General features: G+C 68.8%; 27 protein-coding genes. 15 read left to right on the top strand and 12 right to left on the bottom strand.

The genetic code is table 11. The features are described from left to right. Positions 1 to 187 precede the first annotated feature (187 nt). Complete coding sequence (locus tag VQ042_RS20235) at positions 188 to 1,069, top strand: 3-hydroxybutyryl-CoA dehydrogenase (RefSeq protein ID WP_331822115.1); 882 nt, start codon at positions 188 to 190, stop codon at positions 1,067 to 1,069. A gap of 19 nt (positions 1,070 to 1,088) precedes the next feature. Here VQ042_RS20235 and VQ042_RS20240 read toward each other — a convergent pair whose 3' ends face one another. After that, positions 1,089 to 1,412 carry a hypothetical protein gene (locus tag VQ042_RS20240; RefSeq protein WP_331822116.1) on the bottom strand — a complete coding sequence of 108 codons (324 nt, stop codon included), beginning with the start codon at positions 1,410 to 1,412 and terminating at the stop codon, positions 1,089 to 1,091. A 23-nt stretch (positions 1,413 to 1,435) separates the two neighbouring features. On the opposite strand from VQ042_RS20240, the gene VQ042_RS20245 reads away from it, so the two are divergent. After that, a complete protein-coding gene (locus VQ042_RS20245) occupies positions 1,436 to 1,732 on the top strand; it encodes a hypothetical protein (protein WP_331822117.1) in 297 nt (98 codons plus the stop codon). A 98-nt stretch (positions 1,733 to 1,830) separates the two neighbouring features. Here VQ042_RS20245 and VQ042_RS20250 read toward each other — a convergent pair whose 3' ends face one another. Further along, positions 1,831 to 2,244, bottom strand: a complete 414-nt coding sequence (locus VQ042_RS20250) for a hypothetical protein (RefSeq protein WP_331822118.1) — start codon at positions 2,242 to 2,244, stop codon at positions 1,831 to 1,833. Between the two features lie 274 nt (positions 2,245 to 2,518). Next, positions 2,519 to 3,190 (bottom strand): thiol:disulfide interchange protein TlpA, encoded by a 672-nt coding sequence (tlpA, locus tag VQ042_RS20255; RefSeq protein WP_331822119.1) that lies wholly within the window; start codon positions 3,188 to 3,190, stop codon positions 2,519 to 2,521. 26 nt (positions 3,191 to 3,216) lie between these two features. Between tlpA and argH the strand changes: the two genes are divergently transcribed. After that, entirely contained in the window at positions 3,217 to 4,638 is a 1,422-nt protein-coding gene (argH, locus tag VQ042_RS20260) for an argininosuccinate lyase (RefSeq protein WP_331822120.1), read from the top strand. A gap of 49 nt (positions 4,639 to 4,687) precedes the next feature. Here argH and VQ042_RS20265 read toward each other — a convergent pair whose 3' ends face one another. Continuing rightward, positions 4,688 to 5,020 carry a hypothetical protein gene (locus VQ042_RS20265; protein WP_331822121.1) on the bottom strand — a complete coding sequence of 111 codons (333 nt, stop codon included), beginning with the start codon at positions 5,018 to 5,020 and terminating at the stop codon, positions 4,688 to 4,690. Between the two features lie 153 nt (positions 5,021 to 5,173). On the opposite strand from VQ042_RS20265, the gene lysA reads away from it, so the two are divergent. Both lysA and VQ042_RS20275 read left to right on the top strand, forming a co-directional pair. Then, on the top strand, positions 5,174 to 6,448 hold the full coding sequence (gene lysA / locus VQ042_RS20270; protein WP_331822122.1) for a diaminopimelate decarboxylase: 1,275 nt from the start codon (positions 5,174 to 5,176) through the stop codon (positions 6,446 to 6,448). Positions 6,449 to 6,583: 135 nt separating this feature from the next. Further along, positions 6,584 to 9,190 carry a TIGR02302 family protein gene (locus VQ042_RS20275; RefSeq protein WP_331822123.1) on the top strand — a complete coding sequence of 869 codons (2,607 nt, stop codon included), beginning with the start codon at positions 6,584 to 6,586 and terminating at the stop codon, positions 9,188 to 9,190. 123 nt (positions 9,191 to 9,313) lie between these two features. On the opposite strand, the gene VQ042_RS20280 is transcribed toward VQ042_RS20275, so the two are convergent. From VQ042_RS20280 to VQ042_RS20290, 3 genes are all read right to left on the bottom strand, one after another. Beyond that, positions 9,314 to 9,733: a response regulator gene (locus tag VQ042_RS20280; RefSeq protein WP_331822124.1), complete on the bottom strand. Its 420-nt coding sequence runs from the start codon at positions 9,731 to 9,733 to the stop codon at positions 9,314 to 9,316. Positions 9,734 to 9,931: 198 nt separating this feature from the next. After that, positions 9,932 to 10,468, bottom strand: a complete 537-nt coding sequence (hpt, locus tag VQ042_RS20285) for a hypoxanthine phosphoribosyltransferase (RefSeq protein ID WP_331822125.1) — start codon at positions 10,466 to 10,468, stop codon at positions 9,932 to 9,934. After that, a complete protein-coding gene (locus VQ042_RS20290) occupies positions 10,465 to 11,211 on the bottom strand; it encodes an FxLYD domain-containing protein (protein ID WP_331822126.1) in 747 nt (248 codons plus the stop codon). Before VQ042_RS20290 ends, hpt begins: the two co-directional genes overlap by 4 nt. Positions 11,212 to 11,392: 181 nt before the next feature. On the opposite strand from VQ042_RS20290, the gene ftsE reads away from it, so the two are divergent. From ftsE to VQ042_RS20310, 4 genes are all read left to right on the top strand, one after another. Then, complete coding sequence (ftsE, locus tag VQ042_RS20295; RefSeq protein ID WP_331822127.1) at positions 11,393 to 12,052, top strand: cell division ATP-binding protein FtsE; 660 nt, start codon at positions 11,393 to 11,395, stop codon at positions 12,050 to 12,052. Further along, positions 12,045 to 13,034, top strand: a complete 990-nt coding sequence (locus VQ042_RS20300; protein WP_331822128.1) for a cell division protein FtsX — start codon at positions 12,045 to 12,047, stop codon at positions 13,032 to 13,034. Before ftsE ends, VQ042_RS20300 begins: the two co-directional genes overlap by 8 nt. A gap of 88 nt (positions 13,035 to 13,122) precedes the next feature. Further along, on the top strand, positions 13,123 to 13,848 hold the full coding sequence (locus VQ042_RS20305; protein WP_331822129.1) for a YdcF family protein: 726 nt from the start codon (positions 13,123 to 13,125) through the stop codon (positions 13,846 to 13,848). 121 nt (positions 13,849 to 13,969) lie between these two features. After that, the gene (locus VQ042_RS20310) at positions 13,970 to 14,728 is read left to right on the top strand and encodes a lysophospholipid acyltransferase family protein (RefSeq protein ID WP_331822130.1); all 759 of its coding nucleotides are present in this window, start codon (positions 13,970 to 13,972) and stop codon (positions 14,726 to 14,728) included. A gap of 19 nt (positions 14,729 to 14,747) precedes the next feature. On the opposite strand, the gene VQ042_RS20315 is transcribed toward VQ042_RS20310, so the two are convergent. Next, positions 14,748 to 15,326: a gamma-glutamylcyclotransferase gene (locus VQ042_RS20315; protein WP_331822131.1), complete on the bottom strand. Its 579-nt coding sequence runs from the start codon at positions 15,324 to 15,326 to the stop codon at positions 14,748 to 14,750. On the opposite strand from VQ042_RS20315, the gene VQ042_RS20320 reads away from it, so the two are divergent. Then, positions 15,325 to 16,344 carry a DUF2125 domain-containing protein gene (locus tag VQ042_RS20320; protein WP_331822132.1) on the top strand — a complete coding sequence of 340 codons (1,020 nt, stop codon included), beginning with the start codon at positions 15,325 to 15,327 and terminating at the stop codon, positions 16,342 to 16,344. The genes VQ042_RS20315 and VQ042_RS20320 overlap by 2 nt on opposite strands. Here VQ042_RS20320 and VQ042_RS20325 read toward each other — a convergent pair whose 3' ends face one another. The 3 genes from VQ042_RS20325 to pheA form a co-directional block, all read right to left on the bottom strand. Next, on the bottom strand, positions 16,345 to 17,298 hold the full coding sequence (locus VQ042_RS20325) for a prephenate/arogenate dehydrogenase family protein (RefSeq protein WP_331822133.1): 954 nt from the start codon (positions 17,296 to 17,298) through the stop codon (positions 16,345 to 16,347). Then, the gene (gene hisC / locus VQ042_RS20330; protein ID WP_331822134.1) at positions 17,295 to 18,392 is read right to left on the bottom strand and encodes a histidinol-phosphate transaminase; all 1,098 of its coding nucleotides are present in this window, start codon (positions 18,390 to 18,392) and stop codon (positions 17,295 to 17,297) included. The genes VQ042_RS20325 and hisC overlap by 4 nt, the downstream gene beginning before the upstream one ends. Before the next feature lie 168 nt (positions 18,393 to 18,560). Continuing rightward, positions 18,561 to 19,358 (bottom strand): chorismate mutase, encoded by a 798-nt coding sequence (gene pheA, locus VQ042_RS20335; protein ID WP_331822135.1) that lies wholly within the window; start codon positions 19,356 to 19,358, stop codon positions 18,561 to 18,563. A gap of 242 nt (positions 19,359 to 19,600) precedes the next feature. On the opposite strand from pheA, the gene metX reads away from it, so the two are divergent. The 3 genes from metX to VQ042_RS20350 all read left to right on the top strand — a co-directional run bounded on the left by metX (position 19,601) and on the right by VQ042_RS20350 (position 22,165). Next, positions 19,601 to 20,782, top strand: a complete 1,182-nt coding sequence (metX, locus tag VQ042_RS20340) for a homoserine O-acetyltransferase MetX (RefSeq protein ID WP_331822136.1) — start codon at positions 19,601 to 19,603, stop codon at positions 20,780 to 20,782. A 2-nt stretch (positions 20,783 to 20,784) separates the two neighbouring features. Continuing rightward, positions 20,785 to 21,438 carry a methionine biosynthesis protein MetW gene (metW, locus tag VQ042_RS20345; protein ID WP_442880147.1) on the top strand — a complete coding sequence of 218 codons (654 nt, stop codon included), beginning with the start codon at positions 20,785 to 20,787 and terminating at the stop codon, positions 21,436 to 21,438. Positions 21,439 to 21,499: 61 nt separating this feature from the next. After that, positions 21,500 to 22,165 (top strand): YoaK family protein, encoded by a 666-nt coding sequence (locus tag VQ042_RS20350; RefSeq protein ID WP_331822137.1) that lies wholly within the window; start codon positions 21,500 to 21,502, stop codon positions 22,163 to 22,165. Between the two features lie 40 nt (positions 22,166 to 22,205). Here the strand turns inward: VQ042_RS20350 and VQ042_RS20355 are convergent, their stop codons facing one another. Further along, the gene (locus VQ042_RS20355) at positions 22,206 to 22,964 is read right to left on the bottom strand and encodes a class I SAM-dependent methyltransferase (protein WP_331822141.1); all 759 of its coding nucleotides are present in this window, start codon (positions 22,962 to 22,964) and stop codon (positions 22,206 to 22,208) included. Positions 22,965 to 23,141: 177 nt separating this feature from the next. Between VQ042_RS20355 and gloB the strand changes: the two genes are divergently transcribed. Both gloB and VQ042_RS20365 read left to right on the top strand, forming a co-directional pair. Continuing rightward, positions 23,142 to 23,912 carry a hydroxyacylglutathione hydrolase gene (gloB, locus tag VQ042_RS20360; protein WP_331822138.1) on the top strand — a complete coding sequence of 257 codons (771 nt, stop codon included), beginning with the start codon at positions 23,142 to 23,144 and terminating at the stop codon, positions 23,910 to 23,912. Next, the gene (locus VQ042_RS20365; protein ID WP_331822139.1) at positions 23,912 to 24,364 is read left to right on the top strand and encodes a cupin domain-containing protein; all 453 of its coding nucleotides are present in this window, start codon (positions 23,912 to 23,914) and stop codon (positions 24,362 to 24,364) included. Before gloB ends, VQ042_RS20365 begins: the two co-directional genes overlap by 1 nt. The last annotated feature ends 108 nt before the right edge of the window (positions 24,365 to 24,472 follow it).

Genomic DNA, 24,472 nt, shown 5'->3' on the forward strand with positions numbered 1-24,472 from the left:
TACCGCCTCGTCGGACACAGCCATTCCCGCAATCTCCCAATCGAATCAATTGGGAACCCACAGATTCAGTACTTGCACCAAATGTCACGCGCCAACTCACCCGATTGCCCTGCCGGCGCGCGGCTTTGACGTGGCCGCGCGCGGCCGCTAGGTTCGCGATGCAAAATCCAGGGTGATCGAAGGCGAGATGGCGGACAGCATCAGGAACGTTGGGATCGTCGGGGCGGGCCAGATGGGGTCCGGCATCGCCCATGTCTCGGCTCTCGCCGGATATGGTGTGACGCTCTACGACATTTCCGGGGACCGCGCGGCCGCGGGCCTCGAGAAGATCGCCGCGACCCTCGACCGCCAGCTGGCGTCCCAGAAGATCACCCGCGACGACCGCGACCAGGCGATGGCGCGGATCGTGACCACCACCGACACGGCGGCCCTCGGCACCGCCGACCTCGTCATCGAGGCGGCGACCGAGGACGAGACGGTCAAGCGGAAGATCTACCGCGAGATCTGCCCGCACCTGGCCCCCGGCGCCATCCTGGCCACCAACACCTCATCGATCTCGATCACCCGGCTCGCCTCGGCGACCGACCGGCCCGAGCGCTTCATGGGCATCCACTTCATGAACCCGGTGCCGGTGATGAAGCTGGTCGAGCTGGTGCGCGGCATCGCTACCGAGGATTCGACCTTCGAGCAGGCGCGGCACTACGTGACCGCCCTCGACAAGACGATCAGCGTGTCGGAGGATTTTCCGGCCTTCATCGTCAACCGCATCCTGTTGCCGATGATCAACGAGGCGATCTACACGCTGTACGAGGGCGTCGGCTCGGTGGAATCCATCGACACCGCCATGAAGCTGGGCGCCAACCACCCGATGGGGCCGCTGCAGCTGGCCGATTTCATCGGCCTCGATACCTGCCTGTCGATCATGCAGGTGCTGCATGACGGCCTGTCCGATTCCAAATACCGGCCCTGTCCGCTGCTGGTGAAATATGTCGAGGCCGGCTGGCTGGGCCGCAAGGCCGGGCGCGGCTTCTACGATTATCGCGGCGAAACGCCCGTCCCGACGCGGTAGGGCGGGGCGGAACCCGCGATTACGCGGCGAGCCGACGGAACTCGGCAATCGTGGCGGAAAGGTCGATCAGCCTGGCGGTCCTGTTGAGGATTGTAATCTGATCGGCTTTGAAAGTCTCCCGCCTCGCCAGTGCAGCGACCGTGCGCGGCGCGTCCTCCAGCCTGCGAATATCATCCAGCTTCACGTAGGTTGAGGAAATGGAAGCCGGCGTCGGGCCGACGACCGATACTGCAATGTCGGCCTGCTCGGATTTGACCAGAGCATCGATCGTCCAGGCGTGGGTCGACGCGCCCGAAAGCGCCACGTCCGACGTGACGTTTTCCGTTCCGAAGGCTTCGACCAACAGATCGAAAACCGAGGCTTCGTATGTGCGTGAAGGCGGTCGGCCAGCCGTTCGGCGGTCAGATCGATCGACCGGCGGGCCGCGTCTGCGACGATCGCAATAAGTCCTGCGGCCGTCTCAACGGTGGCATCCGCTTCGAAGATCTCGAAGTCATCGAAGCGAAGACCAGTCGCTTCGGCGACGCGGCGGCCAGCCCGCCGAAATATCGGCAGAGCTCCCATCATGTCGGCTTCGGCATAGGCGGCGCCATCATCGGTAATCCGGCAGCGATCTCCGTCGAAGGCAATTCGGACGGTGACGCACGAACCCGAAGGAAATAGGATCGGTGTCGAGATCAAGCCGCCATGATCCAGCGCGCGGACCCGCACGAGATCCCCGGCGATGCGTTTGAGAATCGTGTCCGGTGACTGGCTGTTGCTCAGAAAAGCTGCGGTGACCATGGCGGCACAGGGATCTCGATGGCATTGTCAAGCCGGAATGTATCACGGAGCTGGCGCAGCAGCGCATCAAAATCGGATGGCTCCGGGTCGATGGGCTTAGCCACCGGCAGGTTCTTCAACTGCATCTCTTCCAACCCAAGAGCAGCGTTCTCCGGAAAGTCGTGAATACTTGCCATGCAGGCACGTCCCCGCAACTCGGGTGGTCCCAACTTGTTGACATGGGGCTGGCGCGGGCGCCAATCGAGCCGGGCGATCCTGTAGTCCGTCCCACCCACGTCGATCTTGAGCTGAAAGGAGACGCGCATCTCGGGTTCGTCCGCCCAAGCTGTTCCTTCGATGGACACGCCGATCAGTTCGGGCTCGTCGCAGTCGCATGAAACGGGAATCCGCAAGTACCGGCGGCGTTGGCTGTCAGGTCGCCGGTCCAAGGGAGGAAGCGCGCGTTTTCTCGCTTCGCAGGCGCAGGCCATTTGCCACAATATGCGCTCAGCCGACGGCACGACGCCTCATTTCATTCCAGCGCTCCGTGCTGGGCCTGGTCCTCGCCGCAGTCCACAACGTCGAATTGCCGTCCGGCGACCATTCTCACGTCGGATTGTTCGACGCTCCGTCCGATCGGTCAAGTCAGCACTCCCGTTCCGCGGGACGTTCGGAACAGACGGCACCTCACGCCGGCGTGCTGCTCTCCCGCACGGCCTCGATCAGGCGGATCGCGTCGGGGCTGGCCCATTCGGCCGGACCGTTGATCGCCGCGCGGGCGCAGCCGTCGGGGCCGACGACGAGCGAGACCGGCAGGCCGAAGGCGACGCCTTCGCGCTTCAGGTCGTTGAACACGCCCATGGTCTCGTCGCGGTAGAAGGGCAGGGCCGTCAGGTTGGTCTCCGCATAGAAGCTCCTGGGCTTCTCGATGTCGCCCATGTCGACATTGATCGGCACCACGGCGAAATCCTCGCCGCCTTCCTGGCGCTCCAGCTCGTCCAGCGCCGGCATCTCCAGGCGGCAGGGCACGCACCAGGTGGCCCAGAGATTGACGAGAAGGGTCTGGCCGGCGAAGTCGGCCAGGGTGACGGCCGCGCCGTTCTCGTCGGAAAAGGCGATGGCCGACACGTCGAAGGGCGTGTCCAGCGCCTGCACCGCCGCGACCTCGCCGCGGGCCTGCGCATCCACCGCCGCGGTGATCGCGGCATTGGCCGGGCAGGCGCTGGCGGTTTCGTTGCCAGACCCGCTCTGGCTCACGTATAGGACGACACCACCCGCCGCGATGCCGCAGACCAGCGCGACCGCGGCGACGAGACCCAGCCGCCGCCCGTTCGAAGTCGATCGATTTGCTTCGGACATGTCGTCAAGAGCCCTTTCGAGTGTCCATGAGCCAGAACCCCAGCCACGTCCCCGGTACCGCCAACGCGATGTGGGGCGGACGCTTCGCCTCGGGTCCGGACGCGATCATGGAGGAGATCAACGCGTCGATCGATTTCGATCGCCGGCTTTATGAAGAAGATATCGCCGGTTCGAAAGCCCATGCCGCCATGCTGGCGGACCGGGGCATCATCACGGCGCAGGACGCAGAGAGTATCATTGCCGGTCTGGAAGAGATCCGCGTCGAGATACAGGCGGGCCGGTTCAATTTCTCGCGAGAGCGCGAGGACATCCACATGAACATCGAGGCGCGGCTGGCCGAGCTGATCGGCCCCGCCGCCGGACGCCTGCACACGGCGCGCTCGCGCAACGACCAGGTGGCGCTGGACTTCCGGCTGCACGTCAAGTCGGCCTTCCTGTCGCTGGACCAGGCGCTGACGGGCTTCATCGCAGCGCTGCTGGCCAAGGCCGAGGAACATGCCGACACGGTGATGCCCGGCTTCACCCATCTCCAAGTCGCCCAGCCGGTGACCTTCGGCCATCATTGCCTGGCCTATGTCGAGATGGCCGCCCGCGACCTGTCGCGCTGCCGCGACGCGGTGAACCGGCTGGACGAGAGCCCGCTGGGCGCCGCGGCCCTGGCCGGCACCGGCTTTGCCATCGACCGCCACATGACGGCCAAGGCGCTCGGCTTTCGCGAGCCGACGCGCAATTCGCTGGATTCGGTCTCCGACCGCGACTTCGCGCTGGAGTTCCTGTCGGTGGCGGCGATCTGCGGCACGCATCTGTCGCGCCTGGCCGAGGAGATCGTCATCTGGTCGACGCCGCAGTTCGGCTTCGTGCGCCTGTCCGACGCCTTTTCCACCGGCTCCTCGATCATGCCCCAGAAGAAGAACCCGGATGCGGCCGAACTGGTGCGCGCCAAGCCGGGCCGCATCAACGGCGCGCTGATCTCGCTGCTGACCGTGATGAAGGGCCTGCCGCTGAGCTATTCCAAGGACATGCAAGAAGACAAGGAACAGGTCTTCGACGCCATCGATTCGCTGGCCCTGGCGCTGGCGGCGGCCACCGGCATGGTGCGCGACATGACCATCCAGACCGACGCCATGCGCAAGGCGGCCGGCCACGGCTATTCCACCGCGACCGACCTAGCCGACTGGCTGGTGCGCGAACTGGGCATGCCCTTCCGCGAGGCTCATCACGTGACCGGCCGGGCCGTCGCCCTGGCCGAGGAACGCGGTGTCGGGCTGGAGGAGCTGCCGCTGGACAGCCTGCAGGAGTTGGACGCGCGGATCGGCGAGGCGGTGTTTTCCGTGCTCGGCGTCGATGCGTCGGTCAACAGCCGCACCAGCTTCGGCGGCACCGCGCCGGCCAATGTGCGCGCCCAGATCGCCTATTGGCGCGAGCGCATGGCCCGTGACCGGCAATGAATGACAAGCTGGGACATGTCGGCCATGGTGATTTTCCGGCGGGGACCCGCTATGACCGCTGACGGGGAAGCAGACGCCGGCGCACGGCGAGGGGTGACGACATGACCATTCGATCGAGCCGGATTTTCTTGCCGCTGCTGGTCATCGCCGGAGCGGCGATGCTGGGCGGCTGCGGGGTCAAGAACGACCCCGTGGCGCCATCGGGCGGATCGTCCGCGGACGGGGCCGGCGTCGCGGCGTCCGGCGGGGTTTCGGCCAGCAGCGGGTTCGGCACGACCGGATCGACGTCGCCGTCCATGCGGGTCTCGCGCATCCAGGACGACACCAACATCGCGCCCGCCGAGGTGAGCCGCGATGCCGGGGCCTCGCGCAGCAGCTTCATTCTCGATCCGCTGCTGAACTAGAGGGCCGGGCGTCCGACAGGACGCGCCAGCTTTCGATCGACGCATCGTGCCGTCCGGACCGCGATTGTCCGGTTCCGGGCCGATGCGGCAAGCCGCCTTTCGCCCTTTCTGAGAGCGCCGTCAGACCTGCCATGAACCATTTCGAACTCCGCGACGGCGTCCTGCATGCCGAGGATGTATCCGTCGAGACGATCGCCCGGGACGTGGGCACGCCGTTCTACTGCTATTCGACCGCGACGCTGGTGCGCCACTACACGGTGTTCGCCGACGCCTTCGCCGATATCGACGCCCTCGTCTGCTACGCCATGAAGGCCAATTCCAACCAGGCGGTGCTGAAGACCCTGGCGGGCCTGGGCGCCGGGGCGGACGTGGTCTCCGGCGGCGAATTGCTGCGCGCGCTGCGGGCCGGGATCCCGGCCGAGAAGATCATGTTCTCGGGCGTCGGCAAGACGGTGCCGGAGATCGACCTGGCGCTGGCCTCGGGCATCTTCTGCTTCAACATCGAATCGGAGCCCGAGCTCGACGCCGTCTCGGCCCGGGCCGAAGCGGCCGGCCGCACGGCGCATGTGTCCTTCCGCATCAACCCGGACGTCGACGCGCGCACCCACGCCAAGATCTCGACCGGCAAGAAGTCCGACAAGTTCGGCATCGCCTATGACCGCGCCGAGGCGGTGTACGAGCGGGCGCGGGCGCTGCCGGGCATCGCGGTCTCCGGCATCGACATGCATATCGGCAGCCAGATCGTCGAGCTCGAGCCCTTCGACCAGGCCTTCGCCCGGCTGGCGAGCCTGGTGAAGCGGCTGCGGGCGGTCGGCCACGAGATCAGCCATGTGGATCTGGGCGGCGGCCTCGGCGTGCCCTACAGCCGCACCAACGCGCCGCCGCCCGGTCCGCCGGCCTATGCCGAGATCGTCAAGCGCCATGTCCGCGAGCTCGACTGCCAGGTGGTGTTCGAGCCCGGCCGCCTGATCGCCGCCAATGCCGGCATCCTCGTCACCCGTGTCCTGTATGTGAAGGAGGCCGAGGGCAAGGTCTTCGTCATCGTCGACGCGGGCATGAACGATTTGATCCGCCCGACGCTCTACGACGCCTGGCACGACATCCATCCGGTGATCGACGATCCGGACGCCCCGCGCATCGTCGCCGACGTGGTCGGGCCGGTCTGCGAGAGCGGCGACTTCTTCGCCCGCGCCCGCGACATACCGTCCGTGGCGGCCGGCGACCTGGTCTACCTGTCCTCGGCCGGTGCCTATGGGGCGGTGCAGTCGGGGACCTACAATTCCCGGCCGCTGATCGCCGAGGTGCTGGTGCGGGGCGACGCCTTCCACGCCGTGCGGCCGCGCCAGACCCTGGACGAGTTGATCGCCCTCGACCGGCTGCCGCCCTGGCTGGACGACGACGCCTGAGGCGAGGCGCGCGGTTCGGGTGACGGGGCGCACAGGGGCCGACGCTCGCGGCCCCTTCACAGCTGCGTCACCGCCTCGTCTTCGCCGCAAAAACTGCTAGTCTCGGCGAAACTTGCGACAAACGAGGCTGGCCCCATGGCGCGACACGAGCGGCAGAGCGACTGGATCGCGTCCGGACGTGTGGCGGCGACGCGGCGCATGGCCTGGGCGGCGCTGCTGACCGAGCGCGCCTGGCCGCTGGTGCTGGCGCTTGCCTGCCTCGTCGCGGTCTTCCTCATTCTCGCCTGGTTCGGCCTGTTCGCGGCGCTGCCCTATCTGGCCCGAATCGCGGTGCTCGGCGGCCTGGCGGTTCTGGCGCTCGTCGCGCTGTGGCGCAGTCGTACGCTACGCCTGCCCACCGGCGCCGACGTCGATTCGCGCATCGAGCGGGTCAGCCGCCTGCCGCACCAGCCGCTGCAGGCGCAGGAACAGCGCGTCGTCACCGACGATCCCTTTTCGGCGGCCCTCTGGCGCGCTCATCAGCGGCGCATGGCCGAACGGCTGCAGCATCTGCGCGGCGGCGCGCCGGCCACCCGGACCGAGCGGCTGGACCCGTTCGGCCTGCGCGCGCTGGTCGCGCTGCTGCTGGTCACCGCCTTCGCGTTTTCCTACGGCCCCGGCGGCGGTCGCGTCGTCGACGCCCTGGCGCCGGACGAGGCCGAACTCGTCGCCGCGGCGCGGGTCGACGCCTGGGTGACGCCGCCGGCCTATACCGGCCGGGCGCCGATCTTCCTCGCCGACCTCGGTGCCTCTGCGGACCCCGTCAGCGTGCCGGAAGGCAGCGAGCTGGAGGTGCGGATCTCCGACGGCTCGAACGCCGAGCTGAGCTTCACGCCGGCTGGCGCCGAGCCGATCGTCATCGCGCCGGTCACCGAGGCGGACGGGGAAGCGGCGGACAGCGCCGGCGATGAGACCGAGGCGGCGGCAGCAGATGAGCCGGCCGGTCCGCGCGAATACGCCTTCGTCCTCTACACGCCGGGCGAGGCGGCGCTGAACACCACCTTCTCCACCCTTGGCCGCTGGCGCTTCGACGTGACGCCCGATCTCGATCCGCAGATCGCCTTCGAAGGCGAGCCGACCGTCGCGCGCAACGGCGCGCTGCAGCTGACCTACACGGTCACCGACGACTATGGCGTGCGCCAGGCCAATGCCGAGATCGTGGTCACCGACGACATCGTGGCGGCCGACGCGCGTCCGCTGATCGCGCCGCCGGAGATGCGGCTGGCGCTGCCCCGGCGCACCAAGGGCACGGCCGAGGGCCGCACCAGCGCCGATTTGACCGAAAGTCCCTATGCCGGGGCCGACGTCGCCATGACCCTGGTGGCGGTCGACGATGCGGGGCAGGAGGGCCGCTCCGAGGCGCTGACCCTGACGCTGCCCGAGCGGGCCTTCTCCAACCCGCTGGCCCGCGCGGTCGTCGAGCAGCGGCGGATCCTGGCGCTGGATGCCGATTCGGGCCAGCGCGTCGTCCAGATGCTCGACGCGGTGACCCTGCGCGGCGACGAATTCATCGAGAGCCTGTCGACCTATCTGGCGCTGAAGGCGGTGCGCACCCGCATCGCGGCGGCCTATGACGACGCGGCCCTGGTCTCGGCGGTCGACTTCATGTGGGAGATCGCGCTGGGCATCGAGGACGGCAATCTGTCGCTGGCCGAGCGGCGCCTGCGCGACGCACGCGAGCAGCTGTCGGAGGCGCTGGAGAACGACGCGTCAGACGAGGAGATCAGCCGCCTGATGCAGGAACTGCGCGAGGCGATGCAGGAATACATGCAGGCATTGGCCGAGGCGATGCGCAACCAGCCGCCGATGAGCCAGGACCAGATGCAGGCCGGCGACATGCAGGAGCTGCGGCCCCAGGACCTGCAGCGCATGATGGACCGCATCGAGGACCTGGCGAAGTCCGGTTCGAAGGAGGCGGCCCAGCAGCTCCTGTCCGAGCTGCAGCAGATGATGGACAACCTCCAGGCCATGCGTCCGGGCCAGCAGCAGCAGGGCGGCGAACAGAACGCCATGCAGGAGCAGATGAACAAGATGGGCGAATTGCTGCAGCGCCAGCAGCAGCTCATGGACGAGACCTTCGACCTCGGACGCCGGCAGATCCAGCGCGAGCAGCAGCAGGGACAGCAGGGGCAACAGGGCCAGGAAGGCCAGCAGGGCGAGCCGATGACGCCCGAACAGCTGCGCGAGATGATGGAGCAGCTGCAGGCCCAGCAGGGGCAGCTCCAGGAAGAGCTGCAGGCCATGCAGGAGCAGCTGGAGGGCATGGGAATGGAGCCGTCCGAGGGCTTCGGCGAAGCGGGCGAGGCGATGGGCGAAGCCGAAGGCGCGCTCGGCGAGGGCGAGGACGGCGAGGCCGTCGGCCAGCAGGGCCGCGCCATGGAGGCGATGCGCCGCGGCGCCCAGGACATGATGCAGCAGATGCAGCAGGCCATGCAGCAGGGGCAGGGCCAGCCCGGCATGCCGGGACCGGGCGGCCAGATGGGCGAGGGCTTCAATGGCACCCAGCAGCGTTCCGGCCGCGATCCGCTGGGCCGCCAGCGCCAGACCCAGGGACCGGATTTCGGCCAGGACGTGGGCGTGCCGGACGAGATCGACACCGAGCGGGCCCGCGAGATCCTCGACGCGATCCGCAACCGCCTCGGCGACGCCCTGTCGCCGCAGGTGGAGCGGGACTATCTGGAACGGCTGCTCGAGACGCCCTGAGACGGCACGGCGCACGGCGGCTAGATAGCCGCCGTGCGGGTTGCGCGCAGCGCCAGGCCGCGTTGCCGGCCCGGCCCGTTCATCGAGATCGACGTGGAATGATTTGTGACGAAGGCCGTGGCGTTAGGCGCAGCGCCGGACGGGCGGTGTCGGGACGGCTTCGGCGGGGTTCTGCCGGCGCTCCGCCAGGATGCGAGCGACCTCGCGGCGCAGTTCGGCGATCGAGAACGGCTTTTCCACCACGCCCTCGATGATCGCGGTCAGATCCTCGGCCGCTTCCATCTGCTCGGCATAGCCGGTCATCAGGAGCACCGGCAGATGCGGCCAGGAGGCGGCGATCTCGTGCGCCAGCTCGATGCCGGTCAGGGCCGGCATGCGGATGTCGGACAGGACGAAGTCGAAGGCGCCGTCCCGCTCGACGAGGACGTCGAGCGCCATCTCGCCGTCTTCGGCGACGGTCACCTCATGACCTTCCAGGCCGAGCGCCCGCGAGACCAGAAGGCGAACGCCGGCGTCGTCTTCCGCGATCAGAATCCTCGCCACGGGGGGCCTCCCATCGTCTGGCTACGCAACACCAAACTCTGCTTCTAAGGCCCAATCCTTGCGCAAAGCTTGCATGGCGAGCCAACCGAAGGTCGCAGGGATGCGTGGCGGTCGTTCCGCATCGGTTTTGCCGACCGCAGTGGTTCAACAGATCCGAGCGTCCTTCAGGCGTCCTGCCGGACGCATGGCTGGCCGCACTCAGTCGACGACGCGGCCGACGAAGGGCAGTTCGCGGAAGGCGTGGCCGACATCCATGCCGTAGCCCACGACGAACAGATCGGGGCAGGAAAAGCCGACATAGTCGGCCTGGATGTCTGCCTTGCGGCGCATCGGCTTGTCGAGGAGCACGGCGACCGGCACCTCGGCGGCGCCGCGCGACAGCATCAGGTCTCGGGCAAATTTCAACGTACGGCCCGATTCCAGGATGTCGTCGACGAGCAGCACCGTGCGGCCCGCCACGTCACTCTCGACATCGCGCAGGACCCGGATTTCGCCGGGCTCGGTGCCGGCGCCGTAGCTCGACAGGGAGATGAACTCGACCTCCGGCGCCAGCCCGGCATGATGCAGGGCGCGGATCAGGTCGGCGGCGAAGACGAAGGAGCCCTTCAGCACCGAGATGACCAGAAGGTCATTGGCCGGCACGGCCGCGATCTCGCCGGCCACCCGGTCGACGGTCGCCGCGATGTCTTCGACGCTATACAGCGGCTCGATCTGCTTGCCGCGAACGGTGATCAACGGTTCGGCGCTCCTGTCTCTTCGAATTCGACGCTCATGTCGCCCGCTGTATCACCGGCGACCGCCAGTGCCGAGCGAAATCGCACCGATTGCCCGGCGGGCAGGGCGGAGATCTGGGCATTCAGCGGTCTGCTGCGGGTGATGCCATCGGCATCGCGCAGGGCGATGCGCAGCGTCGGGACGGTGAGCGTGCCGGCTGTGTCGTTGACGATGGTGCCCGCCACCGACAGGACGGCGCCGGGCCCGCGCGGGGCGATGCTGGCATCGACATCGCGCAGGACGAGGCCCGATGCGCTGGCGACCCCGTAGGGTGCGGCGACGGGCGATTCGGGCATCGACAGGAGCAGGACCGGCGCGGCCAAGAGACCGACCAGGAAACCGCCGACGACGAGGACGGCGCGGCTGGGGCTGAGCCGCCGCGCCATCGTGCCGAGGGATTCCCGCGCGGGACCGGCGTCGGCGGGCCACGAGGCACCGTGCGAGAGGAGGGAGGCCTGGCGCAGGAGGTCGCGATCCTCGGATGCCGCACTGGCGAAGGCGCGGCTGGCAGCCGACCGCCGTCCGAAGGCACGCTCGCCCGGCTCGGGCATGGCGTCCGCGACGGCCGGCTCATGGGCGATCTGGCGGAGCGTCGACGCATGATGCGGCAGCGGCTGGCGGCTGACGACCTCGGCCTCGCCGTCGATGATGATGGCACGGGGGGGAGCCCGGCGCGTGTCAGCGGTGGTGCGAAACTCGGTCATCGCATCCTCGGTCGTTGGGCGTTCAGCAATCGGTAAGGATTTATGCTTAACAAACCGTGAAGCCTGGAATGGGTGGCCGGCCGGACCGGGCGCGCCGGGGACGGCCAACAATCACCACAAGTCCGGTGCATCAGTGGGTTGCACTAGGACGATCGAGGGCGACAGACGGGGGCATAGCGACGTGATTCGGTTCGAGAATGTCGGGCTGCGATACGACATGGGGCCGGAAGTGCTGCGCGACCTGTCGTTCGAGGTGAAACGCCAGTCGTTCCAGTTCCTGACGGGGCCGTCGGGCGCGGGCAAGACCAGCCTGCTGCGCATGCTGTTCCTGGCACTGAAGCCGACCCGCGGCCTGATCACCGTGCTCGGCCGCGACGCCTCGACCCTGTCGCGCACGGACCTGCCGTCGATCCGCCGGCGCATCGGCGTCGTCTTCCAGGATTTCCGGCTGCTGGAACATCTGTCGACCTACGAGAACGTCGCGCTGCCGCTGCGGGTGCGCGGCCGCGAGGAAGCCTCCTACCGCCAGGACGTGATCGACCTGATCAAATGGGTCGGGCTGGGCGAGCGGATGAACGCCTCGCCCGTGGTCCTGTCCGGCGGCGAGAAGCAGCGCGCCGCCATCGCCCGTGCGCTGATCGACCAGCCCGACATCCTACTGGCCGACGAGCCCACGGGCAATGTCGACCCGCCGCTGGCACGACGACTGCTGCGCCTTTTCATGGAGCTCAACCGCACCGGCACGGCGGTGGTCATCGCCACCCACGATCTGGACCTGATGGAACAGGTGGCCGCCCGCCGTCTCGTTCTCTCGGAGGGACGCCTCGACATCTATGATTGATTTCGCCGACCACTGGATCGACCTGCGCGAGACCTTCGCCCGGCTGACCGGGCGCACCGGCGAGACCAAGCCGGCGCCGATCGTGCCGCGCGCCAATGTGGCGGGGCGGGCGCTGATGACGGTCATCGCCATCATGACCTTTTTGGCGAGCCTGACCGTGGGCGCCGTGACCCTGGTCGCCGACACCGCCTCCCAGTGGCAGAACGACATCTCGCGCGAGATCACCGTGCAGGTGATGCCCGACGACGGCCTCGACATGGCCGCCGCACTCGCCGACGTCCGGCGAATCGCCCTGGCGACGCCCGGGGTGAGCGAGGCGACCATCCTCGACGACGCGGCGACCGGCCGGCTGCTGGAGCCCTGGCTCGGCGACGGGCTGAATCTCGACGATCTGCCGGTACCGCGCCTGGTGATCATCGCCATCGACCAGGACGCGCCGCCGGACTTCGTCGCCCTGGTAGCGCGCCTGCAGGCCGAGGTGCCGGCCGCCCAGCTCGACGATCATCGCGCCTGGGTGTCGCGGCTCGTGACCATGGCGCGGGCGACGGTGCTGGTCGGCGTGGGCATCCTGACGCTGGTGCTCGTCGCCACGACCCTGACCGTGGTCTTCGCCACCCGCGGCGCCATGTCCGGCAACCGCCACATCATCGAGGTGCTGCATTTCGTCGGCGCCCGCTCCTCCTTCATCGCCCGCGAGTTCGAGCGCCATTTCCTGCGCCTCGGGCTGGTCGGCGCGGTGGTCGGCGGCGGGGCGGCGCTGGTGGTCTTCGCGGTCATGGGGGTCTGGACGGCCAGCAATACGGCGACGCCCGAAGCCGACCAGATCAGCGCCCTGTTCGGGTCCTTCTCGATCGGCTGGGTCGGCTATGTCGGCGTGGTGGCCCTGGTTGCAACCGTGGGAGGACTGACGGCGTTTACATCCCGCCTGACTGTCATGCGGCATCTGGCCGAGATCGACATGATCTCCCCGGTCGAGCGGTAAGGCCCGGTTAACCCTGGACTGGAAAGACTACGCCACAGGACGAGGACACGGACAAAGCTATGTCGCATTCCGAGAGGAACATGATCCGATGATCCTTTCGTCGTCGGCCCACTCCCATATCGCAGGCCCCGGGCGTTCCGCGCCCCGGCGGCCGCCGGCGAACCGTCCTGCGTGGCCCGTCCTGCGGCGCCTGTGGCTGGCGGCGATCGTCGCGGCGGTTCTCCTGGGTGGTTATCTGGCCGGCGGCTTCCTGCGCTTTGCCGAGGAGGTCAGCATCCTGGCCAGGCCCGTGCCGATCGCGCCGGCGGACGGAATCGTGGTCCTGACCGGTGGCGCATTGCGGATCGACCAGGCGATCGACCTCCTGAAGGATGGCCACGGACGGCGGCTGCTGATCAGCGGCGTCAATCCGCACACCAGCGCCGAGACCCTGGCCCGCATGACCGACACCGATCGCGCGCTCTTCGCCTGTTGCGTCGATCTAGACTATGCCGCGCTGAACACGGTGGGCAACGCCGAGATCGCCCGCAACTGGGCGCGCGAGCACGGCTTCCGCGACCTCATTCTCGTCACCAGCGACTATCACATGCCGCGCTCGCTGCGCGAATTCGACCGTGTCGGCGAACTGCGCTCCGTCACGCCCTATGCCGTGCGCCGCGACGATCTGTGGACGGCCGATTCCATGCCGAACAGTGCGGGCCTGCGGGTCCTCCTGACCGAATATGCCAAGCTGATCGCCGCCCGGGTGCGGCTGGTCCTGGGCGTCGCCCAGTCGGACAGCGTGGCCACCGAACTCGCCGGTCTCGATCCCTGAGACGGGACGGCGATCCGCCCCTCGATTCTCGGCGCCCGACGTCGTATGGCGTCACCATGTCGCCGGCCTGCCGTCCCCTCCGCCCCTGCCGCGCCGACCGATGCCGGAGGCGCTTCCAGCCATGACCATCATCCGCTCGCTCGTCTTCAACGTGCTGTTCTATGCCAACCTGATCGTCCAGATGATCGTCTTCGGACCGTTCATGCTGCTCGGCTCGGAGGCGACGGGCTGGCGCATCGTTAAGAACTGGGCGCGCTCCAGCGTCTGGCTGCTCGAGCATGTGGGCGGCGTGCGCTCGCACATCACCGGCCTCGACCACGTGCCGCCGGGCCCGTCGATCATCGCCGCCAAGCACCAGTCCTTCTGGGATGTCTTCGCCATCATCCCCGGTCTCGACCGTCCGACCTTCATCCTGAAGAAGGAACTGATGGGCATTCCGCTGTTCGGCTGGCTGACCGCGCGCATGGGGATGATCCCGGTCGACCGATCGCAGCGCGGCGGTGCGGTCGCCTCGATGATCGAGGGCGCCCGCAAGGCCATCGCCGAAGGGCGGCAGATCGTGATCTTTCCCGAAGGCACGCGCACGGCGCCCGGCGCGGTCGCCGACTACCGCCAGGGCGTGTTCCGGCTGTATGACGACGTGAAGGTGCCGGTCGTGCCGATGGCGCTCAATTCCGGCCTGTACTGGCCGCGCCGGACCTTCGTGCGCCGCCCGGGCACCATCCGCGCGGAGTATCTGCCGGTGATCGAACCGGGCATGAACCGGGGTGATTTCCTGTCGCATCTGCGCGATTCCATCGAGACCCGCTCGACGGATCTGATGGCCGAAGCCTATGCCCGCGACGGGCATCTGCCGGCGCCCCAGGCGCGCGGCCGCTGAACCGATGGTGCCGGCGCGCTCATCGGTGCAGGCGGGCGACCACCTGTTCCAGCCAGCGGTCCCTCAGCCCCATCTCGTGGATATGGTCGAGAGCGCTGGTGACGTAGTCGACATTGGCGCCCGACTGGCCGTGCGAGCGTTGCACCGTCGCGGCGGCATGCTCGACGTCGACGCGCCCGGCATACTGGCTGTGCCCGCGGTCGACCACATAGGTGAGGGCGCGCACGGCGCGGCCATCCTCGAGGCGGATCGGCAGGGTCATCTCGCGATAGACATGGGTGACCAGCTCCCGGCCGCGCAGATAGTCGACGACCTGGTCGGTCTCGGCGGCCGGCACCCGGAACGCCATGCCGACGCAGGAGCCGCCCCGGTCGAGCCCGAAGACCAGCCCCGGCCTTTCCGGCGTGCCCCGGTGGACGTGGGAGCGCACGCACAGGGCGCGATGATAGCCGCCGAGCCGGGCCTGGAGCCGTTCCGTGAACGAAAATCCCGGCCGCCAGATCAGCGAGCCGTAGCCAAATACCCACAAATCGTCCATTGCCCTCGACATGCCCCGCCCGTCCGCGATCTCGCTCGGGCCCTCAAAGGATAACGCCATGGCGACGTCAAGCGGCGGCACCGGGAAAGCGGCCCGCGCCTATCTGTGGATCATCGCGGTGGCCGTCCTGCTGGCGGTCGGGCTGTCGGCTGCCTGGTACTATCTGGCATCCCAGCTGGACACCCGCGCCGCCCGCACGATCGAGATGGCGCGGGCCGAGGGCACCGAGATCGACTGCACGAACCGCGAGGTCTTCGGCTATCCCTTCCGGCTCGGCCTGCGCTGCGACGCCGTGACCGTGGAAGCGACCCGCGACGGCGTGCGGGCGACCGCCGGGGCGCTGCGCACCGCGGCCCAGATCTACCGGCCCAACCGGATCGTGGCGGAACTGGACGCGCCGCTGATCGTCGACACGGCCGAGACGCCGCCGCTGGAATTCCGCTGGGATCTGGCCCAGGCGAGCGCCGCCTTCTGGACCGACGGGCTGGACCGGGCGGCGCTGGCGGTCGAGGCACCGGTGGTGGCGCTGACCCAGCCGGCCGCCGGCCGCCTGCCGCTGGTCGAGGCCGGCCGGTTCGAGGTGCATCTGCGCCGCCGCGAGGCTGATCTCGACTTCGCCCTGTCCAGCCGCGACACCCGCATCGTCGCGCCGCAGCTGGCCGGCGTGCCGGCCTATGCGTCCGACATCGACCTGACGATCCTGGGGGCGGCCGACTGGCTGGGCGGCGGTGCCGCCGGCCGCACGCCGGGCGAACTGCTCGCCGGGCGCCAAGGCAAACTGCGCAGCTTCTCGATCGATTTCGGCGATGCGCAGGTCGATCTGTCGGGGACATTCGCCGTCGGCGCCGACGGCCTGGTGTCGGGCGATTTCGCGCTCGCCGTCCAGGATCCCGCCCGGATCGCGGCGATGGTCGGCGAGGCCGCGCCGCAGCTGGGATCGGCCGCGCAGACGATCGCGACGGCCCTGTCCTTCGCCGGCCGCACGGAGAATGGGCGCAGCGTCATCGACCTGGCGATCCGCGACGGCAATGTCGCCGCGGGCGTCATCCCGCTGGGCCGGATCCCGCCGCTGCGGTGATCAGTCCTTCGGCGTCGTTGCCTGAGTCGTGGGGGCCGGCGAATGGTCGCGGCCGAAATCGGGCTTGGCGGTATCCTGCCCGGCCTCGATGACGCCGCGCCGGATGGCGCGGGTGCGGGTGAACAGGTCGAACAGCGTCTCGCCATCACCCCAGCGGATTGCCCGCTGCAACGAGGCCAGGTCCTCGGAGAACCGCGCCAGCATCTCCAGAACCGCGTCGCGATTGGTCAGGAAGACGTCGCGCCACATGGTCGGGTCGGAGGCGGCGATGCGGGTGAAGTCGCGAAAGCCGGAGGCCGAGAACTTGACCACTTCCGACTGGGTCACGGTCTCCAGGTCCGCGGCCGTGCCGACGATGTTGTAGGCGATCAGATGCGGGACATGGCTGACGATGGCCAGCACCAGGTCGTGGTGCTCCGGCGTCATGATCTCGACGTCGGACCCGCAGGCCTCCCAGAAGCTTCTCAGACGGGCGACGGCGGCCTCGTCGGTGCCCTCGACCGGGGTCAGGATGCACCAGCGATTGTCGAACAGCTCGACGAAGCCGGCATCGGGCCCCGACTGCTCGGTGCCGGCGATGGGATGGGCCGGGACGAAGTGCACGTTGTCCGGCAGATGCGGCTGCATCTGCTGCACGATGGCGCCCTTCACCGAGCCGACGTCGCTGACGATCGCCCCGGGCTTCAGCGCGCCGGCGATCTCCTTGGTCACCGCGCCGCAGGAGCCGACGGGCACGCAGAGGATCACGAGATCGGCGTCACGCACCGCATCGGAGGCGTCGAGATGGTAGCTGTCGCCGAGGCCCAGTTCCTCGGCCCGCGCCAAGGTCGCGGCGCGGCGGGTGGTGATGGCGACATGATCGGCCAGTGCGCGGACGCGAATATTGTGGGCGATGGACGAGCCGATCAGGCCGATGCCGATCAGCGCGACCCGTCCGAACGGCTTGTCGCTCATGGCTGCCCCCGGCCGAGAAAGTCGGCGAGGACGGCGACGGCGCCGCGATTGGCCTCTTCGGAGCCGATCGTCATCCGCAGCGCGTTGGGGAACCCGTAGCCGGCGACCCGGCGCAGGATGAAGCCCCGCGCCGTCAGGAAGGCGTCGGCGTCGGCCGCGGTGCGGCCCGGCTCCTCGGGGAAGTGGACGAGGACGAAATTGCCGACGCTGGGAGTCACCGCCAGGCCGAGGCTTTCCAGCGCGTGCGTCGTCCATTCCAGCCAGCGTTCGTTGTGGTCGATGGCGCTCTCGACGAAGGCACGTTCGCGGATCGCCGCGGCGCCCGCCGCGATGGCCGCTGCGTTGAGGTTGAACGGCCCGCGCACCCGGTCGAGCGCGTCGACGATCGCGGCGGGGCCGTACATCCAGCCGATCCTGAGGCCGGCAAGGCCGTAGATCTTGGAGAAGGTGCGCGTCATCACGACGTTTTCGGCGGACGAGGCCAGCTCGATGCCGGCGCCATAGTCGTTGCGCCGGACATATTCGGCATAGGCTGCGTCGAGGACGAGAATGACGTGACCGGGCAGGCCGGCATGCAGACGCCGCACCTCGTCGAAGGGCAGATAGGTGCCGGTCGGATTGTTGGGATTGGCGAGGAAGACCAGCTTCGTTTTGTCCGTGACGGCGGCCAGGATGGCGTCGACGTTTGCGGTGGCGTCGGTTTCCCTGACAGCGACGGGCGTGGCGCCACGCGCCAGGATCTGGATGCGATAGACGAGGAAGCCGTGCTCGGTGTGGATCGCCTCGTCACCGGGCGCGAGATAGCACTGGCACAACAGCCCGAGCAGTTCGTCCGACCCGTTGCCGCACAGGATGTGCCGGCGATCGAGGCCGTGCACCTCTGCGATGGCGTCCTTCAGGGCGGAGGACTGGCCGTCGGGATAGATTTCGAGTTGCGTCAGCGCCGCGGCGGCGGCCTCGCGCGCCGCAGGCGGCGGTCCGAGCGGCGTTTCGTTGGACGAGAGCTTGTGCAGCGTCACGCCGGCGGGCGCCTTGCTCTTGCCGGGGACGTAGGCCTCGATGTCGAGAACGCCCTTGGTCGGAACGGGTCTCATCGTCCGCACTCTTTCGCTGCGGCATCGGCTCTCGCGCGGCAACAAGTCCGGCGGGCCCGACGCGTCGGTTCAACGTCCCGGAAGCCGACGCGCCCCGTCAGGCGGTGCGCCGATCCGGGGATCGGTCCGGCCGCCCCGGGCGGTTCGGCCGCAGGGGCGCGAGCGTCGTCAGGAAGGCAGCCGGAAAGGAGCCGCATAGCCCCCGACCGGCCGGATGTCGAGACCGTCGCCCATGGCCGCCGCGATCGCCGCCTCCCCGTCGCGGCTGGCGACCAGCGCGCTGAAGCGGTCGGCGCCGTAGGGCGCCTCGGCGATCACCGTCACGCCATCGGCCGGCGTGGCCATGCCGGTCAGGCCGTCGACGCAGAAGCAGGCGATTTCCGGCTGCACCGGATCGGCCAGCGGCGGGGCGACGACGAGGCAGGGCGTGCCGGCGGGACGCCCGGGCGCGTCGAAGAAGGGCAGCCGTGCGACGATCTGCGCCGAGTGGAAGCCCTGCCACCACGGCCGGCCCGCCGCGCTTATGGGCACGATGCCGAGCCGGTCGCCACCGTCCTCGATCGCCGCGATCACGTCCTGGCTCGACCCGGCGATGGTGACCGGCACCGAGAAGCCGAAATAGAAGCGCGCCGTCTCGACAGCCGCGACCAGGTCGCCCTCGTCGGCGACGACGACCTCGAACGGCGCCTGCAGGGCGGTGAAGGTGGAGATGATCTCGCGCCACAGATGCTCGATCGCCGTGAGTGGCAGATGGCCTTCGTGCCGGCCGGCCAGCCGCCGCATCATCTCCGCCTCGCGGCCGGGGCGGAAGGCGGCGCCGTTGCGGGCCGTGCCCTTCACCTCGATCAACTCGTCGATGACGCTCGCCCGCTGCATCAGCAGCCGGTGGACGGATTCGTCGATGGCGTCGATCTTGGCCCGCAATTCGGCAAGCCGCGACGGGTCGGCCCTGGCAGGTCCGTTCATCTGTTGGCACTCCCCTCCGGCGCCCCTCGCGCGCCATTCCTCATGTTCCGTCGGCTTGTATCGGGCCGCCGCGCCGTTGGCAAAGCCGCCCGGGAGGTGCCGGCCGCCGATGCCATGAGTGCTGCCGCGATTGCCGCAGCGCCTCGCGTTGCGTATCTGTGGCTGCTGAACGACGCGCCGGCCCGACGAGGGACCGGACAGCCCGCCCTTTCGCGCCAGCAATCCAGAAGCCGGTAACATTCATGAGCGCCGAACCTTCCCGCGAACAGCTCGACTATTCCCTCGGCAGCCGCGAGGCGAACGAACCGTCGAGCCCGGTCGCCCATTTCGGCGCCGACGAGCCGCTGCATCTGGATGCGGGCCGCGACCTGTCGCCGTTCCAGATCGCCTACAACACCTACGGCACGCTGAATGTCGCCAAGTCGAACGCCATCCTCGTCTGCCACGCCCTGACCGGCGACCATTATCCGGCGAGCCGATCGCCGGTCACCGGTAAGCCCGGCTGGTGGTCCTCGATCATCGGCGAGGGCAAGCCGATCGACACGTCGAAATACTTCGTCATCTGCTCCAACGTGATCGGCGGCTGCATGGGGTCCACCGGACCGGCCTCGATCGATCCGGCGACAGGCAAGCCCTACGGTCTCGGCCTGCCGGTGATCACCATCCGCGACATGGTGCGGGCGCAGGCGATGCTGGTCGAGCGGCTGGGCATCGACACGCTATTTGCGGTCATCGGCGGCTCCATGGGCGGCATGCAGGTGCTGCAATGGACGGTGAGCTATCCGCAGAAGGTCTTCGCCGCCCTGCCCATCGCCACCGGTGCGCGGCACTCCTCGCAGAACATCGCCTTCCACGAGATCGGCCGGCAGGCGGTGATGGCCGATCCCGACTGGCAGGGCGGGCGCTATTTCGAATACGGCAAGCGGCCCCACAAGGGACTGGCGGTCGCGCGCATGACCGCCCACGTGACCTATCTGTCGGAGATGGCCCTGCAGCGGAAGTTCGGCCGCAACCTGCAGGACCGCGACCAGCTCGGTTTCGGCTTCGACGCCGACTTCCAGATCGAGAGCTATCTGCGGCACCAGGGCATGACCTTCGTCGACCGCTTCGACGCCAATTCCTATCTCTACATGACCCGTGCGATGGACTATTTCGACATTGCCGGGGACTATGAGGGGCGGCTGGCCAATGCCTTTCGCGGGTCCCGGACCCGGTTCTGCATGGTCTCGTTCTCCTCCGACTGGCTGTTTCCCACCGAGGAGAACCGCGCCGTGGTCCATGCGCTGAACGCGGCCGCCGCCTCGGTCTCCTTCGTCGAGATCGACACCGACCGCGGCCACGACGCATTCCTGCTGGACGAGCCGGAATTCTTCGCGGCCATCGACGGCTTCGTGTCGTCGGCCGCCACGGCGCGGGGGCTTTGACCATGGTGCTTGCCGATGCCCCCCTGCCGACCAGCGAGAGCGTGTCCAAGGATGCCGCGACGCGCGTCGACCTGGAGATCATCGCCGATCTCGTCACGCCCGGCAGCCGCGTCCTGGACGTGGGCTGCGGCGACGGCGCGCTGCTGGCCCTCCTGGAGCAGCGCCGGCAGGTCGACGGCCGCGGCATGGAGCTGAGCCAGCACGGCGTCAACGAATGCGTCGCCCGCGGCCTGTCGGTCATCCAGGGCGACGCCGACCGCGATCTCGTCCACTATCCGGACGACGCCTTCGACTACGTGATCCTGTCCCAGACCATCCAGGCGACGCGCCATCCCAAGCTCGTCCTGTCGGAGCTTCTGCGCATCGGCAACCGGGCCATCGTCTCCTTTCCCAATTTCGGCCATTGGTCGATCCGCTACTGGGTCGCCCTGCGCGGCCGCATGCCGGTCACCCGCAACCTGCACCAGACCTGGTACGACACCTCGAACATCCATTTCTGCACCATCCGCGACTTCGTCGCCCTGGCCGAGGAGGTCGGCGCGACGGTCGAGACCGCCATGGCGCTGAACTCCACCGGCCAGCGGATCGGCATGAAGATGCCCTGGGCGTTCTGGAACCTGTTCGGCCAGCAGGCGGTGTTCGTGCTCAAGCGATAGGGGCCGGCGCGGCGCCCGGCTGCGGCGCGCGCGGAAGAGGTTTCGGCGGAAAGGGAGCCGGATGGACCGCAACGACAGGCGCCAATGGACGCTGGCGGCATGCCTGGCGGCGCTCGCCGGCTATGTCGACGCGATCGGCTTCCTGAAGCTGGCCGGCCTGTTCGTGTCCTTCATGAGTGGCAATTCCACCCGGCTGGCCGTCGCGGTCTCGGAGCGATCCGCCCTTGCCGGGCTCGCGCTCGCCATCATCGCCGCCTTCGTCGGCGGGGTGATGCTCGGCACCGTTCTCGCCCACAGGGCCGGGACGGCCCGCAAGACCGCCGTGCTGATCCTGGTGACGGCGCTGCTGGCCGGCGCGCAGGGCCTGGACGTGGCCTTCGGTGGCGCATGGCCCGCTTTGGCCCTGGCCGTGGCGATGGGGGCGGCGAACTGCGTCTTCCTGAGGAATGGCGAGGTCAGCATCGGGGTGACCTACATGACCGGCACGCTGGTCAAGCTGGGCCAGCATCTGGCCAGCGCCTGCCTGGGCGGCAAGCGCTTCGGCTGGGTCCCGTATCTGGCGCTGTGGGCCGGGCTGCTCGTGGGCGCCGTGTCCGGCGCGCTGGTCTTCGGCGCGGTGGAGGCATTCAGCCTGGTGCCGGCCGTCACGGCTGCCGCCGCCCTGACGCTGCTGGCGCATCGGATCGGCCCGGTGGAGCCGTTGCGCAACATGGTGGGATCGGGCTGAGAGGGACGCTGGCGCGTGCTCACGGCGCGTAAGTGTCGCGCTAGCGGAACACCCGTGCCCCGGCCCCGGCGCCGGCCGGCACCAGCACCGGCTTGATCGCCTTGCGGCGCTCGCGGGCGGTGGAGGTGACCGGCACGCCGCGATAGAGCTGCTTGGTCGCCTCGATGATCACCGCGCCGGCAAAGATCGGCCACAGATCGCGGCCGATGCGTTCCAGCGGCACCGCGAAGCCGAGCAGCGTGCGTCGCCGGAAGGGCGGAAACAGCAGCGCCTGCGAGACGGCGCTGGGGGTGAACATCGTCGCCCGCAGGAGGCGCGTCAGTTGGCCGCGCGAGAACGGCCGGCCAGAGCCGAAGGGCGTATGCTCGAAGCGGGCCCAGACGCCGCGCCGGTGCGGCGCGACGATGACGATGCGGCCGCCCGGCGCCAGCACGCGCCAGATCTCGGCGAGCATTGCCTCCGGGCTTTCGGCGAATTCCAGCGCATGGACGACGAGGACGCGGTCGACCGAGGCGTCGCCGAGCGGCAGTTCCTCGGTGCCGATCAGCGCCGTCAGCGAGGCGGCGCCGGCCGGCCAGACCTGGGCGCCCTGGGCGCCGGGCATGAAGGCCAGAGCCCGCTCGGCATCGGCGGCGAAGCGGTCGATATAGGGCACCGCATAGCCGAGCCCGACCAGCCGCTCCTGCGAGATCGGCCGCCACAGCGGCGTAAGGGCGAGCGAGACGGCCCTGGCGGCGGCGATCCCCAGCGGCGAGGCGTAGAAATCGCGCAGGTCGACGATGTCGGCATTGGTCGTCAGTGCGTGGCCTCCCCTTCGGCGTCCGTTGCGCCCGCAACCCTTATAGAACGACCGCAAGCTGGCTCGAAACTCCCGTCGCCACAATGGGCAGCGGAGGGCAGGGGATCGGCGCGTGGCTGACATTGCGCCGGGACGCCCTAACTCGCTGCACAGCATCAATCAGAGGGGAGACCGCCCATGGCTTCGATCGACATCCGGCAGTTCGGCTGCCGGAGCGACAATTTCGGCGTCCTCGTCCACGACCGGGACAGCGGCACCACGATCGCCATCGACGCGCCGGAGGAACAGCCGATCCTCGACGCGCTGGACGCGGCCGGCTGGACGCTGACCCACATCCTGACGACCCACCATCATGGCGACCATGTCGCGGCGAACGCGGCGCTGAAGTCGCGCTTCGGCGTCGAGATCATCGGCCCCGAGAAGGAGCGCGACCGGATCCCCGGCATCGACCGGACGGCATCGGGCGGCGACACGCTCGACGTCGGCGGCATCCGCGTGGAGGTGATCGACACGCCGGGCCACACGCTGGGCGAGGTCTCCTACTACATGCCGCAGGCGCAGGCGCTGTTTGCCGCGGACGCGCTGTTCTCGCTGGGCTGCGGTCGCCTGTTCGAGGGCGACGCCGCGATGATGTGGGAATCGCTCCAGCGGCTGCGCGCCCTGCCGGACGAGACGATGCTCTATTGCGGCCACGAATACACCGCCACCAATGCCCGCTGCGCCATCGACATCGATCCGCAGAACCTGGCGCTGCAGGAGCGGGTCAAGGAGGTCGAGCATCTGCGGGTCGCGGGCGAGCCGACGCTGCCGGTCCAATTGGGCCGCGAGAAGAAGACCAATCCGTTCCTGCGCGCCGACGACCCGGAGCTGATGGCGGCGATGGGCATGGCCGAGGCACGGCCGGCGGAGGTCTTCGCGGCCATCCGCCAGAAGCGGGATGGCTATTGATGAGCTCCAGGGCCCTGCAACTCGTCCGCACCCTCGACCTGAAGCCGCACCCCGAAGGCGGCTGGTACCGGGAGACGTTCCGGGACGCGGCAACCGGGGAGGGCGGCCGCGCCGCCTCCACGGCGATCTACTACCTGCTGGAAGCCGGCGAGACCTCGGAATGGCACCGGGTGACCGACGCGGCGGAGGTCTGGCACTGGTATGGCGGCGCGCCGCTGGTAATCACCATCTCGCCCAACGGCCACGACGCCTCGGCGCATCGGCTGGGCCCGGATGTCGAGGCCGGCGAGCGGCCGCAATTCGTCGTGCCGGCCGGCTGCTGGCAGACCGCGACGAGCCTCGGCGAATACACGCTGGTCGGCTGCACGGTGGCGCCGGGCTTCGACTTCGCGTCCTTCGAGATGGCGCCCGAGAACTGGCGGCCGACGCCGCGCAAGGCGTCCGAGCGCTAGTGTTCACCACCTGACATAAGATTCCCATTTGTGATCTGGTGTGCCATGTTCGGCGCATGAGACGAGATGACATTTGTTTTTACGTTGGCCCCGCCGATCGTGCGCATC

This window comes from Aurantimonas sp. A2-1-M11 (assembly GCF_036549475.1).
Classification (GTDB): Bacteria; Pseudomonadota; Alphaproteobacteria; order Rhizobiales; family Rhizobiaceae; genus Aurantimonas.

Excerpts from the sequence above, each read along its gene's own strand:
- VQ042_RS20265 (WP_331822121.1), bottom strand. The coding sequence starts at position 5,020 with ATGAAGCTGCTGCGCGAGGCCCCGGCATCGCGGCTCACCTCGGCGGGC.
- tlpA (WP_331822119.1), bottom strand. The coding sequence starts at position 3,190 with ATGTCCGAAGCAAATCGATCGACTTCGAACGGGCGGCGGCTGGGTCTC.
- VQ042_RS20300 (WP_331822128.1), top strand. The coding sequence starts at position 12,045 with ATGATTGATTTCGCCGACCACTGGATCGACCTGCGCGAGACCTTCGCC.
- VQ042_RS20315 (WP_331822131.1), bottom strand. The coding sequence starts at position 15,326 with ATGGCGTTATCCTTTGAGGGCCCGAGCGAGATCGCGGACGGGCGGGGC.
- VQ042_RS20350 (WP_331822137.1), top strand. The coding sequence starts at position 21,500 with ATGGACCGCAACGACAGGCGCCAATGGACGCTGGCGGCATGCCTGGCG.
- VQ042_RS20365 (WP_331822139.1), top strand. The coding sequence starts at position 23,912 with ATGAGCTCCAGGGCCCTGCAACTCGTCCGCACCCTCGACCTGAAGCCG.
- VQ042_RS20245 (WP_331822117.1), top strand. The coding sequence starts at position 1,436 with ATGTGCGTGAAGGCGGTCGGCCAGCCGTTCGGCGGTCAGATCGATCGA.
- VQ042_RS20275 (WP_331822123.1), top strand. The coding sequence starts at position 6,584 with ATGGCGCGACACGAGCGGCAGAGCGACTGGATCGCGTCCGGACGTGTG.
- VQ042_RS20235 (WP_331822115.1), top strand. The coding sequence starts at position 188 with ATGGCGGACAGCATCAGGAACGTTGGGATCGTCGGGGCGGGCCAGATG.
- lysA (WP_331822122.1), top strand. The coding sequence starts at position 5,174 with ATGAACCATTTCGAACTCCGCGACGGCGTCCTGCATGCCGAGGATGTA.
- argH (WP_331822120.1), top strand. The coding sequence starts at position 3,217 with ATGAGCCAGAACCCCAGCCACGTCCCCGGTACCGCCAACGCGATGTGG.
- metX (WP_331822136.1), top strand. The coding sequence starts at position 19,601 with ATGAGCGCCGAACCTTCCCGCGAACAGCTCGACTATTCCCTCGGCAGC.
- VQ042_RS20325 (WP_331822133.1), bottom strand. The coding sequence starts at position 17,298 with ATGAGCGACAAGCCGTTCGGACGGGTCGCGCTGATCGGCATCGGCCTG.
- hisC (WP_331822134.1), bottom strand. The coding sequence starts at position 18,392 with ATGAGACCCGTTCCGACCAAGGGCGTTCTCGACATCGAGGCCTACGTC.
- VQ042_RS20310 (WP_331822130.1), top strand. The coding sequence starts at position 13,970 with ATGACCATCATCCGCTCGCTCGTCTTCAACGTGCTGTTCTATGCCAAC.
- gloB (WP_331822138.1), top strand. The coding sequence starts at position 23,142 with ATGGCTTCGATCGACATCCGGCAGTTCGGCTGCCGGAGCGACAATTTC.
- metW (WP_442880147.1), top strand. The coding sequence starts at position 20,785 with ATGGTGCTTGCCGATGCCCCCCTGCCGACCAGCGAGAGCGTGTCCAAG.
- VQ042_RS20290 (WP_331822126.1), bottom strand. The coding sequence starts at position 11,211 with ATGACCGAGTTTCGCACCACCGCTGACACGCGCCGGGCTCCCCCCCGT.
- VQ042_RS20320 (WP_331822132.1), top strand. The coding sequence starts at position 15,325 with ATGGCGACGTCAAGCGGCGGCACCGGGAAAGCGGCCCGCGCCTATCTG.
- VQ042_RS20305 (WP_331822129.1), top strand. The coding sequence starts at position 13,123 with ATGATCCTTTCGTCGTCGGCCCACTCCCATATCGCAGGCCCCGGGCGT.
- pheA (WP_331822135.1), bottom strand. The coding sequence starts at position 19,358 with ATGAACGGACCTGCCAGGGCCGACCCGTCGCGGCTTGCCGAATTGCGG.